Source organism: Hansschlegelia plantiphila (assembly GCF_027922265.1).
In the GTDB taxonomy this organism is placed as follows: domain Bacteria; phylum Pseudomonadota; class Alphaproteobacteria; order Rhizobiales; family Methylopilaceae; genus Methylopila; species Methylopila plantiphila.
The window spans coordinates 494,550-509,600 of record NZ_BSFI01000008.1 but is presented as its reverse complement, the minus strand read 5'-3'; the positions used below and the strand labels follow the sequence as shown (position 1 = coordinate 509,600).

At 69.1% G+C, this 15,051-nt stretch carries 17 protein-coding genes; 10 read left to right on the top strand and 7 right to left on the bottom strand.

Features of this window, described 5'->3' with window-relative positions:
- Positions 1-103: 103 nt before the first annotated feature.
- Genes PKE75_RS12215 through PKE75_RS12205 form a run of 3 tightly spaced genes read right to left on the bottom strand, consistent with a single transcriptional unit; the run spans position 104 to position 2,405 of the window.
- Positions 104-940 (bottom strand): shikimate dehydrogenase, encoded by an 837-nt coding sequence (locus PKE75_RS12215; protein ID WP_271169000.1) that lies wholly within the window; start codon positions 938-940, stop codon positions 104-106.
- Positions 937-1,554 carry a Maf family protein gene (locus PKE75_RS12210; RefSeq protein WP_271168999.1) on the bottom strand — a complete coding sequence of 206 codons (618 nt, stop codon included), beginning with the start codon at positions 1,552-1,554 and terminating at the stop codon, positions 937-939. Before PKE75_RS12210 ends, PKE75_RS12215 begins: the two co-directional genes overlap by 4 nt.
- The gene (locus PKE75_RS12205; RefSeq protein ID WP_271168998.1) at positions 1,551-2,405 is read right to left on the bottom strand and encodes a pyruvate, water dikinase regulatory protein; all 855 of its coding nucleotides are present in this window, start codon (positions 2,403-2,405) and stop codon (positions 1,551-1,553) included. Before PKE75_RS12205 ends, PKE75_RS12210 begins: the two co-directional genes overlap by 4 nt.
- Before the next feature lie 335 nt (positions 2,406-2,740).
- Between PKE75_RS12205 and hemE the strand changes: the two genes are divergently transcribed.
- From hemE to PKE75_RS12190, 3 genes are read left to right on the top strand one after another with little or no spacing between them, the layout of a single operon-like run.
- Entirely contained in the window at positions 2,741-3,793 is a 1,053-nt protein-coding gene (gene hemE, locus PKE75_RS12200; protein WP_271168997.1) for a uroporphyrinogen decarboxylase, read from the top strand.
- A 13-nt stretch (positions 3,794-3,806) separates the two neighbouring features.
- Positions 3,807-4,670, top strand: a complete 864-nt coding sequence (mutM, locus tag PKE75_RS12195) for a bifunctional DNA-formamidopyrimidine glycosylase/DNA-(apurinic or apyrimidinic site) lyase (protein ID WP_271168996.1) — start codon at positions 3,807-3,809, stop codon at positions 4,668-4,670.
- A gap of 22 nt (positions 4,671-4,692) precedes the next feature.
- Positions 4,693-5,472, top strand: a complete 780-nt coding sequence (locus PKE75_RS12190; protein WP_271168995.1) for an enoyl-CoA hydratase — start codon at positions 4,693-4,695, stop codon at positions 5,470-5,472.
- A gap of 70 nt (positions 5,473-5,542) precedes the next feature.
- On the opposite strand, the gene PKE75_RS12185 is transcribed toward PKE75_RS12190, so the two are convergent.
- The 4 genes from PKE75_RS12185 to hemJ form a co-directional block, all read right to left on the bottom strand.
- A complete protein-coding gene (locus tag PKE75_RS12185) occupies positions 5,543-6,181 on the bottom strand; it encodes a TPM domain-containing protein (RefSeq protein ID WP_271168994.1) in 639 nt (212 codons plus the stop codon).
- Positions 6,178-6,969 (bottom strand): TPM domain-containing protein, encoded by a 792-nt coding sequence (locus tag PKE75_RS12180; RefSeq protein WP_271168993.1) that lies wholly within the window; start codon positions 6,967-6,969, stop codon positions 6,178-6,180. Before PKE75_RS12180 ends, PKE75_RS12185 begins: the two co-directional genes overlap by 4 nt.
- Before the next feature lie 112 nt (positions 6,970-7,081).
- Positions 7,082-8,347, bottom strand: coding sequence for a transcription termination factor Rho (rho, locus tag PKE75_RS12175; RefSeq protein WP_271168992.1), 1,266 nt, complete (start codon positions 8,345-8,347; stop codon positions 7,082-7,084).
- Positions 8,348-8,620: 273 nt separating this feature from the next.
- The gene (hemJ, locus tag PKE75_RS12170; RefSeq protein ID WP_271168991.1) at positions 8,621-9,049 is read right to left on the bottom strand and encodes a protoporphyrinogen oxidase HemJ; all 429 of its coding nucleotides are present in this window, start codon (positions 9,047-9,049) and stop codon (positions 8,621-8,623) included.
- Between the two features lie 107 nt (positions 9,050-9,156).
- Between hemJ and ubiE the strand changes: the two genes are divergently transcribed.
- The 7 genes from ubiE to cysK all read left to right on the top strand — a co-directional run bounded on the left by ubiE (position 9,157) and on the right by cysK (position 15,043).
- A complete protein-coding gene (gene ubiE / locus PKE75_RS12165) occupies positions 9,157-9,924 on the top strand; it encodes a bifunctional demethylmenaquinone methyltransferase/2-methoxy-6-polyprenyl-1,4-benzoquinol methylase UbiE (protein WP_271168990.1) in 768 nt (255 codons plus the stop codon).
- Between the two features lie 160 nt (positions 9,925-10,084).
- Positions 10,085-11,656: a 2-polyprenylphenol 6-hydroxylase gene (gene ubiB, locus PKE75_RS12160; RefSeq protein ID WP_271168989.1), complete on the top strand. Its 1,572-nt coding sequence runs from the start codon at positions 10,085-10,087 to the stop codon at positions 11,654-11,656.
- Positions 11,611-11,808: a hypothetical protein gene (locus PKE75_RS12155; protein WP_271169196.1), complete on the top strand. Its 198-nt coding sequence runs from the start codon at positions 11,611-11,613 to the stop codon at positions 11,806-11,808. Before ubiB ends, PKE75_RS12155 begins: the two co-directional genes overlap by 46 nt.
- On the top strand, positions 11,805-13,010 hold the full coding sequence (gene coaBC / locus PKE75_RS12150; protein ID WP_271168988.1) for a bifunctional phosphopantothenoylcysteine decarboxylase/phosphopantothenate--cysteine ligase CoaBC: 1,206 nt from the start codon (positions 11,805-11,807) through the stop codon (positions 13,008-13,010). Before PKE75_RS12155 ends, coaBC begins: the two co-directional genes overlap by 4 nt.
- On the top strand, positions 13,007-13,456 hold the full coding sequence (gene dut / locus PKE75_RS12145; RefSeq protein WP_271168987.1) for a dUTP diphosphatase: 450 nt from the start codon (positions 13,007-13,009) through the stop codon (positions 13,454-13,456). The genes coaBC and dut overlap by 4 nt, the downstream gene beginning before the upstream one ends.
- Before the next feature lie 17 nt (positions 13,457-13,473).
- Positions 13,474-13,947 carry an RrF2 family transcriptional regulator gene (locus PKE75_RS12140; RefSeq protein WP_271168986.1) on the top strand — a complete coding sequence of 158 codons (474 nt, stop codon included), beginning with the start codon at positions 13,474-13,476 and terminating at the stop codon, positions 13,945-13,947.
- A 109-nt stretch (positions 13,948-14,056) separates the two neighbouring features.
- The gene (gene cysK, locus PKE75_RS12135) at positions 14,057-15,043 is read left to right on the top strand and encodes a cysteine synthase A (RefSeq protein ID WP_271168985.1); all 987 of its coding nucleotides are present in this window, start codon (positions 14,057-14,059) and stop codon (positions 15,041-15,043) included.
- The last annotated feature ends 8 nt before the right edge of the window (positions 15,044-15,051 follow it).

Here is a 15,051-nt window from a genome sequence, read left to right as displayed (position 1 = left end):
ATGCTCGTCGTGGTCCGCTTGACCGGACCGCCCATGTTCACCGAGCTCGACGCCCGAGATGGGTCCTCCGGTCAAGCCGGAGGACGACGGCGGAGATTCAAACTCACGCCCCCACGATATCCGCGGCGACCAGCCGGCGCAGCTCCTCCGTCACCTCGGGCTTCACGCCGAACCAGCGCTCGAAGCCCGGAACCGCCTGGTGGAGCAGCATGCCGAGGCCGTCGACCGCGACGTTGCCGCGGGCGCGGGCGGCGGCGAGGAGCTCGGTTTCGAGCGGCGCATAGACGAGGTCGGTGACGACGGCCGAGCGCGGAAGCGTCCAGAGGTCTATCGGCAGCCGGTCCTTGCCGACCATGCCAAGGGAGGTGGCGTTCACCAGCAGTCCCGCCTCCGCGAGCAGTTCCGGCAGATCGTCAGGCCCGTAGGCCTCGCCCGCGGAGCCCGCGAGCCGCGAGACCTCGAGCGCGCGCGAGACGGTGCGGTTGACCACCGCGACGCGTGAAAAGCCCCGCTCGCGCAGAGCGTGGACGACGGCGCGCGCGGCGCCGCCGGCGCCGAGCACCACCGCGAGCCAGCGCCTGCCCTCCCAGCCGGGCGCGGCCGCGTCGAGATTCGCCAGGAAGCCGAAGCCATCGGTGTTCGCGCCCTTCAGCCGGCCGTCCTCCAGCCACAGCGTGTTGGCCGCGCCGAGGGCGGCCGCGCTTGGGTCGGCCTCTTCGAGCGCGGCGTAAGCCGCTTCCTTGTGCGGCACGGTGACGTTGCCGCCGACGAAGCCGTGACCCGCGAGATCCCGCACGAAGGCCGGAAAATCCTCCGCCGTCACTTCGGCGCGCTCGTAGGAGCCCGCGACGCCATGGAGCTTCAGCCAATAGCCGTGGATCAGCGGCGAACGCGACTGGGAGACCGGCCAGCCCATCACGCAGGCCTTCGGAAAACTCATGACGCGACGGCTCCGAGATCGCGCAACGCCTTGAGCAGCGGCAGCAGCGGCAGGCCGAGGATGGTGCGCGTGTCCCCCTCGACGCGGGCGAACAGATGCGCCCCGAGACCCTCATACTGGTAGCCGCCGACGCTCGCCAGAATCCCGTCGCCGGCGGCTGCGAGATAGCGATCGATGAACTCCGCCGACAGTGGCCGCATGGTGAGCAGCGCCTCGTCGACGCCGGTCCAGAGCGCTGCCCCGTCGCGGGCCAGAGCGACGCCGGACGCCAGCATGTGGGTCCTGGCCGACAGGCGCGAAAGCTGGCTGCGGCCTGCGTTCCGGTCGACGGGCTTGGTGAAGCGCTCGCCATCGAGCGAAAGCGTCTGGTCGCAGCCCACGACGAGCCGGCCGGGCGCGCGGTTCGAGACGTCGACGGCTTTTGCGCGCGCGAGAGCTGCGGCGACGCCCGACGGGGTGGCCTCGGACGGGCTCAGCGACGCCTCGAGCACGCGCTCGTCGACGGCGGACGGCAGGATCTCCGGATCGAGGCCGGCGTCCCTCAGGATCGTCGCCCGGATCGCGCTTTTGGACGCCAGCACGAGCGGCCGCGGCTCAAGCCAGAAGAGGCTCACGCGCGCTCAGCCGCAAGATCGGCGCGGTGCTCCGTCAGCATGGCGAGGATGGCGGCGGCCGTCTCCTCGATCGAGCGCCGCGTGACGTCGATCGTCGGCCAGCCATGCCGGGCGCAGAACCGGCGCGAGGCCATGATCTCGGAAGCGACTGAGCCTGGATCGACGTAATTGCCTTCGCTCAACCGGCCGGCCATGTCGCCTTCGAGCCCGAGCAGCCGGTTGTGCCGGATCGCGACGATCCGCTCGGGCGAGGCGACGAGGCCGACGATCAGCGGGCCTTTGAGATTCTCGAGTCCGGGCGGCGGCGGCAGGTCCGGAACGAGCGGAATGTTCGCCGTCTTCACGCCGCGGTTGGCGAGATAGATCGAGGTCGGCGTCTTGGAGGTGCGGCTCACTCCGAGCAGGATGACGTCGGCTTCGGCGAGATACTGGCCGTCCTGGCCGTCGTCATGCGCCATCGTGTAGTTCAGCGCGTCGATCCGCCGGAAATAGCCGTCGTTCAGCACATGCTGGGCGCCGGGCGTGTTGGCCTGCTCGGCGCCGAGATAGGACCGCAGCAGCTGGAACACCGGCGCCAGGACCGAGAGCGAGGGGCAGTTGAGCTCGCGGCAACGCGCCTCCAGCGTCTCGATCAGGTCCTCGTCGACGAGCGTGTAGAGGACGATGCCGGGCGCCGCCGCGATCTCGTCCAGCACCCGTTCGAGCTGCCGGGCGGAGCGCACGAGCGGATGCATGTGCTCCACGCTCGTCACTCCCGCGTATTGGGACGCTGCGGCGCGCGCCACCGCGACCAGCGTCTCGCCGGTCGCGTCGGACACCAGGTGGAAATGGAACGATGGCGGCGGGTTCATCGGGGGGTCGCGAAGCTGGGGAGCGGCTGTCGACGGATCGGTGGACTTGTGTGGATGAAAACGACCTCCGGTCCCGAATGCGACCGCACTGTCGCCGAGCCCGCGATTTTCATCAACACCGCTCCGCGCCGGGAGTGCGGACCGCGGGGTCCGGTGGAGAGTGTTAACAACCCGTTAACCCGCTCTCAGCCTCAGGTCTTAACGCTTGGTTAACGGAGCGCTAGGTGTGGACGGCTTGTGGAGCGTCTGGAACGGCTATAATTCGACCCCCTAGAAAAAGAAGCAGAAGATTTAGGTCTAAGAGTCTGGGGAAGGGAGATCGAGTGAGCGGTCCTGTGAGTGAGCCGACGAAAAGAGACGGCTCGCGCTTTCTCGATACGCTTTCCGGAAAGACGCTTTCGGTCCCTCCGGTCTGGCTGATGCGACAGGCCGGACGCTATCTGCCGGAATATCGCGCGCTCCGCGCCGAGGCCGGCAGCTTCCTCGACCTCTGCTACAATCCGGCGCTCGCGACCGAAGTCACGCTCCAGCCGATCCGGCGGTTCGACCTCGACGCGGCGATCCTGTTCTCCGACATCCTGGTCGTGCCGCATGCGCTCGGGCAGGAGGTGCGGTTCGTCGAAGGCGAAGGCCCGCGGCTCGACCCCCTGACCTCCCGCGCCGACTTCAGGCGGCTGAGGGAGGCGATCGACCTCGACATGCTGTCGCCGGTCTATGAGACCGTCTCGCGCGTCCGCGCCGAGCTGGCGCCGGACAAGGCTCTTATCGGCTTCTGCGGCGCGCCCTACACCGTCGCGACCTACATGGTCGCCGGCCGCGGCGGCGACGAGCAGGCCCCGGCCCGCCTGATGGCCTATCTCGACCCCGATGGTTTCGCCGAGCTGATCGACCGGCTGGTCGAGGCGTCGGTCGCACATCTCGTCGCCCAGCTCAGGGCGGGCGCGGACGCCGTCCAGATCTTCGACAGCTGGGCCGGCGACCTGCCGCCCGCCGAATTCGCCCGCTGGTCGACGGCGCCGATCAAGGCGCTCTGCGAGAAGGTCCGGGAACAGGTTCCGGGCGCGAAGATCCTGGCTTTCGCCCGCGGCGCCGGCGCCAAGCTCGGAGGTTTTGCGAGCGCGGTCCCGGCCGATGCGTTCGGCCTCGCGACGTCCGAGAATCTCGCCGCCGCCCGATCCGTCGTGCCTTACGACATCGCGCTGCAGGGCGCCGTCGATCCGATCGCGCTGGTCGCGGGCGGCGCCGCGCTCGACCGCGCCGTCGATCTCGTGCTGGAGGCGCTTGGCGGCGCCCCGCTGATCGTGAACCTCGGCCACGGCGTCCGGCAGCAGACCCCGCCCGAGCATGTCGCCCAGCTGGTCGCGCGGGTGAGGCGGCGGGCTGGCTGACGGGATAGTTCTGATGCCCGAGCTTCCCGAAGTCGAAACCGTCCGCCGCGGGCTCGCCCCCGTGATGGAGGGCCGGCGCATCGAGCGGGTGGAGGCCAGGCGTCCGGACCTGCGTTTCCCGTTCCCTGAGAGGTTCGCAGAGCGGCTTTCCGGACGCACCGTGGTCTCCCTCGGCCGGCGGGCGAAATACCTGCTGGCGGACCTCGACGACGGCGAGACGCTGGTCATGCATCTCGGCATGTCCGGCTCGTTCCGCGTGCTGCCGCCGGAGAGCGGCGCCGCGCCCGGCGCATTCCATCACCCGCGCTCCAAGGCCGTGGCCCACGACCACGTCGCCTTCGAACTCTCGGGCGGGGCGACCGTCACCTACAACGACCCCCGCCGCTTCGGCTTCATGGCGCTGATCCCGCGCGAGACGCTGATGGCGCATCCGCTGTTCCGGCACGTCGGCGTCGAGCCTCTGGGCAACGAACTCGACGGCGCGCTGATCGCAAAGCTGTTCGCGGGCAAACAGACCAGCCTGAAGGCCGCGCTGCTCGACCAGCGGCTGATCGCCGGCCTCGGCAACATCTATGTCTGCGAGGCGCTGCACCGGGCGAGGCTGTCCCCGCTCCGGCTCGCCGGAACCCTGAAGCCGCGACAGGCTGACGAGCTCGCCCGGTCGATCCGTCAGGTGCTGGAGGACGCGATCGCCGCCGGCGGCTCGACGCTGCGGGACTTTGCGCATGCCGACGGAGAACTCGGCTATTTCCAGCACTCGTTCCGCGTCTACGATCGCGAGGACGAGCCCTGCCCGACGCCCGGATGCCGCGGCGTGGTCAAGCGGATCGTCCAGACGGGGCGCTCGACGTTCTTCTGCCCGGCATGCCAGAAGTGACGCGTGCTATGAGCGAGGCCCGATGACCGACGCTTACGAAACCATCCTCGTCGAGACCCGCGGCGCCGTCGGGCTCGTCACGCTGAACCGACCGAAGGCGCTGAACGCGCTGAACGCGCAGCTGATCAGGGAGCTTTGCTCGGCCCTCGAGGCCTTCGAAGCGGACGACGCCATCGGCGCGATGGTGGTGGCGGGCGGCGAGAAGGCGTTCGCGGCCGGCGCCGACGTCAAGGAGATGGCGGCGAAGACCTACGCCGAGGCCTATCTCCAGGACTTCGTGTCGGACTGGAAGCGGGTGTCGGCGCTCAGGAAGCCGCTGATCGCCGCGGTCGCCGGCTACGCGCTCGGCGGCGGGTGCGAGCTCGCCATGATGTGCGACATCGTCATAGCGGCCGACGACGCCAGGTTCGGCCAGCCTGAGATCACGCTCGGCATCATGCCGGGCTTCGGCGGCACCCAGCGGCTCGCGCGCGCCGTCGGCCAGGCCAAGGCAATGGACCTCATCCTCACCGGCCGGATGATGGATGCGGCGGAAGCCGAAGGGTCCGGCCTCGTCTCCCGGGTCGTCGCGCCCGAACGCGTTCTCGACGAGGCGTTGGAGGCCGCGGCGAAGATCGCGTCGTTCTCGCGCATCGCGGCGCTCGCGGCGAAGGAGGCGGTCCAGGTCGCAGCCGAATCGAGCCTGACCGAAGGCGTGCGCTTCGAGCGCCGGACCTTCCAGGCGCTCTACGCGACCGAGGATCAGAAGGAAGGCATGGCCGCCTTCGTCGAAAAGCGAAAGCCGGTTTTCAGGAACCGGTAAAGGCGAGCGCTTCAGGATGAAACGAGCCGTCATGCCCGGCGAAGCCGGGCATGACGATTTCCCGGCCGGCTCAGCGCGTCACGGGCGCGTTCGGCAGTTCGTCGCCGAGGCCGGGCTGAGGCGGCAGCGCCTCGGCCAGGCCCGCGCCGCAGCGCTCGACCGCCGCGACGATCCCGTCCACCAGCCTGCCGCTGCGCGCGGCGGTGACGATCGCGTGGACGCTCTCGCGCCATGTCTCCGGGGCGACCGCCTCATGCACGCCCTCGTCCGCGATGACCTCGACGTGACGGTCGGCGAGCGCGACGTGGATCAGCACGGCGGTCCGCCCCTTGGTGCGCTGCAGGCCGAGCTCGGCGAAGGCCCTATGGGCTGCGCGCCTCGCGGCCGAGGACGGCAGCCGGTCGATGAACAGCGCCCGCCTGATCCGGGTCGACCGCCCGAGCGCGGCCAGGGCCGCGAACGCCACGATCTGAACGATGACGATGACTTCGAGCGATGCGCCGGTGAGCGACATCGGCGCGGCGGTGGAGATCGCGAGCAGGGCGGCTGCGATCAGCGCGACCGTCGCGTCGACCTCGTCGCAGGGATCGGTCTCGATCATCACGACGATTTCCGCGGCGGTGTTCGCCTCCGCTTTGCGCACCGCCTCCGCGACGCGCGCCCGGTCGGCGTCGGTCAGCGCGACGAAGGGCTTTTGCGCCTGGCTCACCATCCGCCGGACGCTCCGCCGCCGCCGGACGAGCCGCCGCCCCCGCCGCCAAAACCGCCTCCGCCCGAAAAACCGCCGCCTCCGCCCGACCAGCCGCCGGGGCCGCCGATGATCCAGGGGCTCGCGCGCCGCCCACGGCCGCCGCCTCCGCCGCCGCGGAAGGACTGCCAGAAGATGTAGAGGAACAGCAGGACGAAGCAGACCAGGAAGACCTTGGTCTCGAGCGGCAGCTCGCCGTCGTCCTCGGTCGCGGCGGCGCGCGCCTTGTAGTCCTCGGCCTGGCCGGAGAACACCGCGATCACGTCGTCGACGCCGCGCGAGACGCCGCCCGGCATGTCTCCCGCCTTGAAGCGGGGCAGCACGGCGTTCTGGATGATGAAGTGCGAGACGAGGTCGGTCAGGTCGCCCTCAAGGCCGTAGCCGACCTCGATGCGAACCTTGCGCTCGGTCGGGGCGACCAGCATGAGAACGCCGTCGTTGCGCGTGGCGTCGCCGAGCTTCCACTCGCGGAACAGCCGGTTGGCGAAATCCTCGACGGTCGTCCCCTGCAGCGACGGCACGGTGGCGACCGCGAACTGGTGGCCGCTCTTTTCCTGAAAGCCCTTGAGCTTGTCCGAGAGCGCGCTCTCGGCGTCCGCCGGAAGGATGTTCGCCGCGTCGACGACATAGCCCGTGAAGCTCGGGAAACGCAGCTCCTCCGCGACCGCCGGCAGAGCAGCCGCGGCCCACAGCGTCGCGACTGCGATGGTCGTCGCGAACAGCCTTCGGATCATCGTGGGGTTCGCCATGGCCGCATCCGGACCACGAGATAAGGCGCGAGCGCAAGTCCGGCATCGGGCCGGGAGCGAAAACCTCGCCGGTTCCGGGCTGGAACGGCGAGGTTTCCGGCTGTTCGTCGTTTTACGTGTTCATCGACTCGAAGAAGTCGGCGTTGGTCTTGGTCGAGCGCAGCTTGTCGAGCAGGAACTCGATCGCGTCGACGGTGCCCATCGGATTGAGGATGCGGCGGAGCACATACATCTTCTTGAGCGTGTCGGGCGGGACGATGAGCTCTTCCTTGCGCGTGCCGGAGCGCGTGATGTCCATCGACGGGAAGGTGCGCTTGTCCGAGACCTTGCGGTCGAGGATGATTTCCGAGTTGCCGGTGCCCTTGAACTCTTCGAAGATCACCTCGTCCATGCGGCTGCCGGTGTCGATGAGCGCGGAGGCGATGATCGTCAGCGAGCCGCCTTCCTCGATATTGCGCGCCGCGCCGAAGAAGCGCTTCGGCCGCTGCAGGGCGTTGGCGTCCACGCCGCCCGTCAGCACCTTGCCCGACGACGGAACGACGGTGTTGTAGGCGCGGCCCAGGCGCGTGATCGAATCCAGCAGGATGACGACGTCGCGGCCATGCTCGACGAGGCGCTTGGCCTTCTCGATCACCATCTCGGCGACCTGGACATGGCGCGAGGCCGGCTCGTCGAAGGTCGAGGAGATCACCTCACCCTTCACAGAGCGCTGCATGTCGGTCACTTCCTCCGGCCGCTCGTCGATCAGCAGCACGATCAGGAAGCATTCGGGGTGGTTGGCGGCGATCGCGGTCGCGATGTTCTGCATCATGACCGTCTTGCCGGTGCGCGGCGGAGCGACGATCAGCGCGCGCTGGCCCTTGCCGAGCGGCGCGACGATGTCGATCACGCGGGTCGACATGTCTTTCTTGGTCGGGTTGTCGATCTCCATCTTCAGCCGCTCGTCCGGATAGAGCGGCGTCAGATTGTCGAAATGGACCTTGTGACGCGCCTTGTCCGGGTCCTCGAAGTTGATCGTGTTGACCTTGAGCAGCGCGAAATAGCGTTCGCCGTCCTTCGGAGACCGGATCTGGCCCTCGACCGTGTCGCCGGTGCGGAGCGAGAAGCGCCGGATCTGGGAGGGAGAGATGTAGATGTCGTCCGGGCCGGGAAGGTAGTTCGCATCGGGCGACCGGAGGAAGCCGAACCCATCCTGGAGCACCTCGACGACGCCGGTGCCGATGATGTCGACCTCGCGCGCCGCGAGCTGCTTGAGGATCGCGAAGAGCAGTTCCTGCTTGCGCAGGGTGCTCGCGTTCTCGACCTCGAGCTCGTCCGCCTGGGTGAGAAGGTCGGTCGGCGATTTCGCCTTGAGATCGAAGAGCCTGATTTCGGGCATCGAAGGCCTTTTGGAGATGGAGTCCGGCAATTTGGTGAGCCGGGCGCAACAGGAGGGAATTGAGACGGGCACAGGCGAAAGGTTCGGGAACCTTCCGCAGCCGGGGGGCGATCGCTGGGGTGGATCGCGTCGCCGAGCGGGATGCGCTTGGGCTGGGCCTGCGCTCGCGCGCTTTGCGCCGACTTGAGAGAGAACGCACACATACCGGTTGGGATCGCCGTCGACAAGAGCGATCCGCAGTCATCACGTCGAATTCAGCTTATCGCGGAGGTTCTAGAACGGCTTGATGATCACGAGAGCTACGATCGCCAGCATCAGGACGGCGGGAACTTCGTTGAGGACACGGTAGAATTTCGCCGTCTTGCGGTTGCGGTCATTGGCGAAATCACGGGTGAAACGGGCGAGCATTCCGTGGATTCCCGACAGGATCACGACGAACAGCAGCTTGCCGTGCAGCCAGCCGGCCGTCATCCAGCCGCCCTTCCAGACAAGCAGCAGCCCGGCGATCCAGCTCACGATCATGGCGGGCGTCGCGATGCCCCGGAGCAGGCGGCGCTCCATGACCTTGAACGTCTCCGAAAGCTCGGAGCCCGCGGCTGCTCCGGCGTGATAGACGAACAGCCGCGGCAGATAGAGCATCGCCGCCATCCACGAGATGACGGCCACGACGTGCAGCGTCTTGATCCAGAGATAAGGGTCCATGGGCCGCTCTAAGGTGCGCGGCCGCTCCGGCCGTCGGCGGCGCGGACCCTAGCGCGCGGTCGGGAGCGGCGCTAGGGTCCGCCGCCCGACGCTCCCCAAGGACCTCCATGGACCGCGCAGCCTCCGAGAACGAAACGCATTTCGGCTTCGCCGAGGTCCCGCTCGGCCAGAAGCAGGGCCTGGTCGACGACGTCTTCCACAAGGTCGCCTCGCGCTACGACGTGATGAACGACCTGATGTCGGGCGGCCTGCACCGGGCGTGGAAGTCGGCGATGACGACCGCGATCGGCCTGCCGAAGGGCGCGCGCCAATTCACTCTCCTCGACGTCGCGGGCGGCACCGGCGACATCGCCTTCCGCGCGATCGCGGCCGGCGGTCCGGGCGTCGCGGTGACGGTGTTCGACATCAATGACGCCATGCTCGACGTCGGCGCCGCGCGCGCCGCCAAGCGCAGGCTCTCCGACCGGGTGACGTTCATCCAGGGCAACGCCGAGGAGCTGCCCTTCCCGTCCTCGTCCTTCGACGCGGTCACCATCGCCTTCGGCATCCGCAACGTGCCGCGCATCCCCGTCGCGCTGAAGGAGATGCGCCGCGTGCTGAAGCCCGGCGGACATCTCCTTGTGCTGGAGTTCTCGAAGGTCGACGTGCCGGGGCTGGCGCGGATCTACGACGCCTTTTCGTTCGGGGTGATCCCACGGCTCGGCAAGCTGGTGGCGGGCGACGGCGAGCCCTATCGCTATCTCGTCGAGTCGATCCGCCGTTTCCCCGACGCCGAGACCTTCGCGAACATGATGCGCGACGCCGGCTTCGAGCAGGTGACGGCGACCCCGATGACGGGCGGCGTGGCGGCGCTCCATGTCGGCTTCCGGATCTGACGGTGGCCGCCGAGACGGTGTGGGCGCTTCGAGACGCAGGCCGCTGGTCGGCGTCTCGGCATGAGCAGGCTTGTGGGTCTTCGGCGTCCCTCGTGCTGAGCGGGGCCGACGGCGCAGCTCGAAGCGTGCGAATGGTCTCCGGTCGCATGTTCGTTCAGCCATGCTGAGAGCGCTTCCGAACCTCGTCCGTCTCGCCCGCGCCGGCTTCGTCATGGCGCGCGAGGGCGCGTTGAGGCTCGCCGATCCGCTCGATCTGCCGCCGGCGGTTCGCACGCTCGTCAGGCTCGGCCGCATCGTCGAGAAACGCTCGGCGCGCGACGGCGGCGTGGGTCTCGCCCGCGCCCTGCAGCGGCTCGGACCCTCCTACGTCAAGCTCGGCCAGTTCCTTGCGACCCGCGCGGACGTCGTCGGCTTCAAGGTCGCCCGCGACCTCGAACTGCTGCACGACCGCGTGGCGCCGTTCCCGCAGGAGATCGCGGAAGCGGCGATCGCCGAGGCGCTCGGGAAGCCGGTCGCGGCTGTCTATCTGACGATCGGCCCCGCGGTCGCCGCGGCCTCCATCGCCCAGGTGCACCGGGCCACGGTGCGGGACTTCGACGGCGTCGAACGGGCCGTCGCCGTCAAGATCCTGCGGCCCGGGGTGGCGCGGCGTTTCGCGCAGGATCTTTCAGCCTTCTTCGCCGTCGCCGAGCTCATCGAGCGCTGGGTTCCGAAAACGCGGCGCCTGAAGCCGGTCGTCATCGTTCAGACGCTCGCCCGCTCGGTCGCGATCGAGATGGACCTGCGGCTGGAGGCGGCGGCTCTCTCCGAGATCGCGGAGAACACCGCGTCCGACCCCGGCTTCCGCGTGCCGGCCGTCGACTGGGAGCGGACCGCGCGCGGCGTGCTGACGCTCGAATGGGTCGACGGCGTCAAGCTGTCCGACCGCGAGGCTCTCGCCGCCGCCGGCCACGATCTGCCCGCGCTCGGGCGGCACCTGATGCAGACCTTCCTGCGCCACGCGATGCGCGACGGCTTCTTCCACGCCGACATGCACCCCGGAAACCTGTTCGTCGACGCCGGCGGCGCGCTGGTCGCGGTCGACTTCGGCATCACCGGGCGGCTCGGGCCGAAGGAGCGCCGCTTCCTCGCCGAGATCCTCCACGGCTTCATCGTGCGCGACTACAAGCGCATCGCCGAGGTGCATTTCGAGGCGGGCTACGTGCCGCAAGGCGAGAGCGTCGCCGAGTTCGCGCGGGCGCTCCGCGCGATCGGCGAGCCGATCCATTCCCGCACCGCCGACCAGATCTCGATGGCGAAGCTGCTGACGCTGCTGTTCGAGGTGACGGAGCTGTTCAACATGCAGACGCGGCCCGAGCTGCTGATGCTGCAGAAGACCATGGTCGTCGTCGAGGGCGTCGCGCGCACGCTCGACCCGAAGCTCGACATGTGGCGGACCGCAGATCCCGTGGTCCGGGAATGGCTCGAGCGCAATCTCGGGCCGCTCGGGATCGCCGAGACCGCAACGTCGGAACTCCGCAAGCTCGCTTTGGGCGCCTCCCGCCTGCCGGATCTGCTGCTCGGGATCGAGCGCACGGCGGTGGAGCTGGAGGACGTCGTCCGCGGCGGCGTCACTTTCTCGCCCGACAGCGTCGAGAGGATCGCAAGGGCCGTCCGCCGCCGCGGCTTCGCCGGCGACCTGGCGTTGTGGGTGATCGCGATCTCGCTGGTGGTGTATCTGTTCGCTTTGTGAGCGACGCTGAAGGCTGCGCGATGGACGACCTTATCATCGAAATCAGGGATGAATTGTCGGCGGCGCTTGAGCGGATCGCCGCTCGGGAGGGCTGCGACGCCGGAGAAACGGCGGACGGCGCGGTCGAAGAAACGCCGGCCGAAAGACCGTGAGCTCCTCCCGCATCCTGCTCGTCATCGGCGGCGGCGTCGCGGCCTACAAGTCGCTTGACCTGATCCGGAGGCTCAAGGAGCGCGGGCATTCGGTGCGCGCGATCCTCACCCCCGCCGCAGCCGAGTTCGTCACGCCGCTCTCGGTGGCGACGCTGACCGGCGAGCGGGCGTTCCAGAACCTGTTCGACCTCACCGATGAGCACGACGTCGGCCATATCCGGCTCGCCCGCGACGCCGATCTCGTGATCGTGGCGCCCGCGACCGCGGACCTGCTCGCCAAGATGGCGAACGGGCTAGCCAACGACCTCGCATCCACCGCGCTGCTCGCGACGACCGCGCCCGTGCTCGCAGCGCCCGCGATGAACCCGACGATGTGGGCGCACGCCGCCACCCGCCGCAACGTCGCCCGGCTTAAAGCCGACGGCGTCGCCTTCGTCGGCCCGGCGACCGGCTTGATGGCCGAGCGCGGCGAGAGCGGCCTCGGCCGCATGAGCGAGCCGCTGGAGATCGTCGCCGCGGCCGAAGGGCTGCTCGGCGGCGGCTCGAAACCCCTTGCGGGCCGCCGCGTGCTGGTGACGTCCGGTCCGACGCACGAGCCGATCGACCCCGTACGGGTGCTGGCGAACCGCTCGTCCGGCCGCCAGGGCCACGCGATCGCCGCCGCGGCGGCGCGCGCGGGCGCCGACGTCACGCTGGTCTCGGGGCCGGTCGCGATCGCAGATCCTGCAGGTGTCGCGGTCGTGCGCGTCGAGACGGCGCGCCAGATGCTGGCGGCCGTCGAGGCGGCGCTGCCCGCCGACGTCGCGGTGTTCGCGGCCGCCGTCGCCGACTGGCGGGTCGCCGAAGACGCCTCGCAGAAGATCAAGAAAGGCGCCGGCGGCCCGCCCCTGCTGGCGCTGGTCGAGAACCCCGACATCCTGGCGACGGTCGCCCGAGGGGCGAACCGCCCGACCCTGGTGGTCGGCTTCGCGGCGGAGACCGAGAACGTCGTCGAGAACGCCAAGGCGAAGCTCGTCCGCAAGGCCGCCGACTTCATCGTCGCCAACGACGTTTCGCCCGCGGGCGGCGTGATGGGCGGCGATGACAATACCGTGCACGTCGTCGGTCCCGCAGGCGTCGAGTCCTGGCCCGCGATGAGCAAGGCCGCGGTCGCCGAGGCGCTGGTCGCCCGCATCGCTGAGGTTCTGGGAGGCGCGTCGTGATCGAGCTCCGGGTTCTCCTCCTGCCGCACGGCGCCGATCTTTCTCCGCCGGCCTACGAGACCGAGGGCGCGGCCGGGCTCGATCTGCGCGCAGCGGTCGACAAGGACGCTCCGATACTTATTCCGCCGGGCGGCCGCGCCCTTGTCCCGACAGGTCTGTCGCTCCAGTTGCCTAAGGGCTTCGAAGGTCAGGTCCGGCCGCGCTCAGGCCTCGCGCTCCGCCATGGGGTGACGGTGCTCAACACGCCGGGAACGGTCGACTCGGATTATCGCGGCGAGGTCAAAGTCCTACTCGTCAATTTCGGAACCGAACCATTTTCCGTCGAGCGGGGAGCGCGCATCGCGCAACTTGTGGTGGCGGCTGTCGAGCACGCGGTCGTCGTAACGCACGACGCGCTCGACGCCAGCGGACGGGGGAAGGGCGGCTTCGGCTCGACGGGGTGGTGAGTCCGGAAGGAGACGTCATGAACCTGTTGCCGCGCCGGAGCCTTCTGGCCGTCGCCGCCGTCGTGGACATCGCCTATCACGCCCGCCCCACTCCGATCGCCGCCAAGACGCTTGCGGCCCGGCACGGCCTGCCGCCGCGTCACCTCGAGACGCTGCTCCAGGTTCTGGTGCGGGCCGGCATCCTCAAGGGCGTGAGGGGTCCGAGGGGAGGCTACGAACTGGCCCGTGAGCGCCGGCGCATAACGATCGCCGACATCGTCCGCGCGGCGCTCGGCGAGCCGGACGATCCGAGCGACCCCGCATTGTCGGAGCCCAAGGCGGAGGACGACGTGTCGCCGCTGGTCGCCCATGTCGTGACCCCGATGATCCGCTCTGCGTCCGAGGCTTTTCTCGAGCGGCTCGACGAGATCAACGTCGAGGAGCTTTGCACGGAGGCTGAGCGCCGGCGGGTGTTCGGCGACAACCGTCCGGCCTATGATTTCACGATCTAGTTTATGTAGATTATAGAGTTCATCGACATTCGGCTGTAAGAAGACTATCTTCGGGGCGATAAAGCGAAGAGGCCGCCGAGGCCCTGAGGGCCGGCGCGAGGAGATCGTTATGAGCCAGCCCGCTCTGAAACCTGAAGAGACCCCCGCCCGCGTCTATGGCCGCGGCCGCGTCTACGACTCGATCACGGACACCATCGGCGACACGCCGCTGGTCCGGCTCGACCGGCTCGCCGCCCATAAGGGCGTCAAGGCGAACATCCTCGCCAAGCTCGAGTTCTTCAACCCGATCTCGAGCGTCAAGGACCGCATCGGCGTCGCGATGATCGACGCGCTCGAGCGCGACGGCATCCTGAAGCCCGACAGCGTGATCGTGGAGCCGACCTCCGGCAACACCGGCATCGCCCTCGCCTTCGTTGCGGCCGCCCGCGGTTACCGGCTGATCCTGGTGATGCCCGAGACCATGTCGATCGAGCGTCGCAAGATGCTCGCCCTTCTCGGCGCCGAGCTCGTGCTGACCGAGGGGCCGAAGGGCATGAAGGGCGCCGTCGCCCGCGCACAGGAGCTCGTCAAGGAAATCCCGAACGCGGTGATCCCGCAGCAGTTCGAGAACCCCGCAAACCCGGAGATCCATCGCCGCACGACCGCGGAGGAGATCTGGAACGACACCGACGGCGCCGTCGACTACGTCGTGGCCGGCGTCGGCACCGGCGGCACGATCACCGGCGTCGGCCAGGTGCTGAAGCCCCGCAAGGCCTCGCTGCGCATCGTCGCGGTCGAGCCTGAGGATTCCCCCGTCCTCTCGGGCGGCCAGCCCGGCCCGCACAAGATCCAGGGCATTGGGGCGGGTTTCGTGCCGGGGGTGCTCGACCGATCGGTGATCGACGAGGTCGTGACGGTCGGAAACCAGACCTCGTTCGAGACCGCGCGTCTGATCGCCCGTCTCGAGGGCGTTCCGGTCGGCATCTCGTCGGGAGCGGCCGTCGCGGCTGCGCTTGAGATCGGCGCGCGGCCGGAAGCGGCGGGCAAGACGATCGTCACGATCATCCCGAGCTTCGCCGAACGCTATCTCTCGACGGCGCTGTTCGAAGGCCTCTGAGCAAGACG

Bases quoted from the DNA above. Each gene is read 5' to 3' on its own strand.
- PKE75_RS12190 (WP_271168995.1), top strand. From the start codon at position 4,693: ATGACCGACGCTTACGAAACCATCCTCGTCGAGACCCGCGGCGCCGTC.
- PKE75_RS12205 (WP_271168998.1), bottom strand. From the start codon at position 2,405: ATGAACCCGCCGCCATCGTTCCATTTCCACCTGGTGTCCGACGCGACC.
- PKE75_RS12140 (WP_271168986.1), top strand. From the start codon at position 13,474: ATGAACCTGTTGCCGCGCCGGAGCCTTCTGGCCGTCGCCGCCGTCGTG.
- PKE75_RS12180 (WP_271168993.1), bottom strand. From the start codon at position 6,969: ATGGCGAACCCCACGATGATCCGAAGGCTGTTCGCGACGACCATCGCA.
- PKE75_RS12215 (WP_271169000.1), bottom strand. From the start codon at position 940: ATGAGTTTTCCGAAGGCCTGCGTGATGGGCTGGCCGGTCTCCCAGTCG.
- cysK (WP_271168985.1), top strand. From the start codon at position 14,057: ATGAGCCAGCCCGCTCTGAAACCTGAAGAGACCCCCGCCCGCGTCTAT.
- ubiE (WP_271168990.1), top strand. From the start codon at position 9,157: ATGGACCGCGCAGCCTCCGAGAACGAAACGCATTTCGGCTTCGCCGAG.
- mutM (WP_271168996.1), top strand. From the start codon at position 3,807: ATGCCCGAGCTTCCCGAAGTCGAAACCGTCCGCCGCGGGCTCGCCCCC.
- rho (WP_271168992.1), bottom strand. From the start codon at position 8,347: ATGCCCGAAATCAGGCTCTTCGATCTCAAGGCGAAATCGCCGACCGAC.
- hemJ (WP_271168991.1), bottom strand. From the start codon at position 9,049: ATGGACCCTTATCTCTGGATCAAGACGCTGCACGTCGTGGCCGTCATC.
- ubiB (WP_271168989.1), top strand. From the start codon at position 10,085: ATGCTGAGAGCGCTTCCGAACCTCGTCCGTCTCGCCCGCGCCGGCTTC.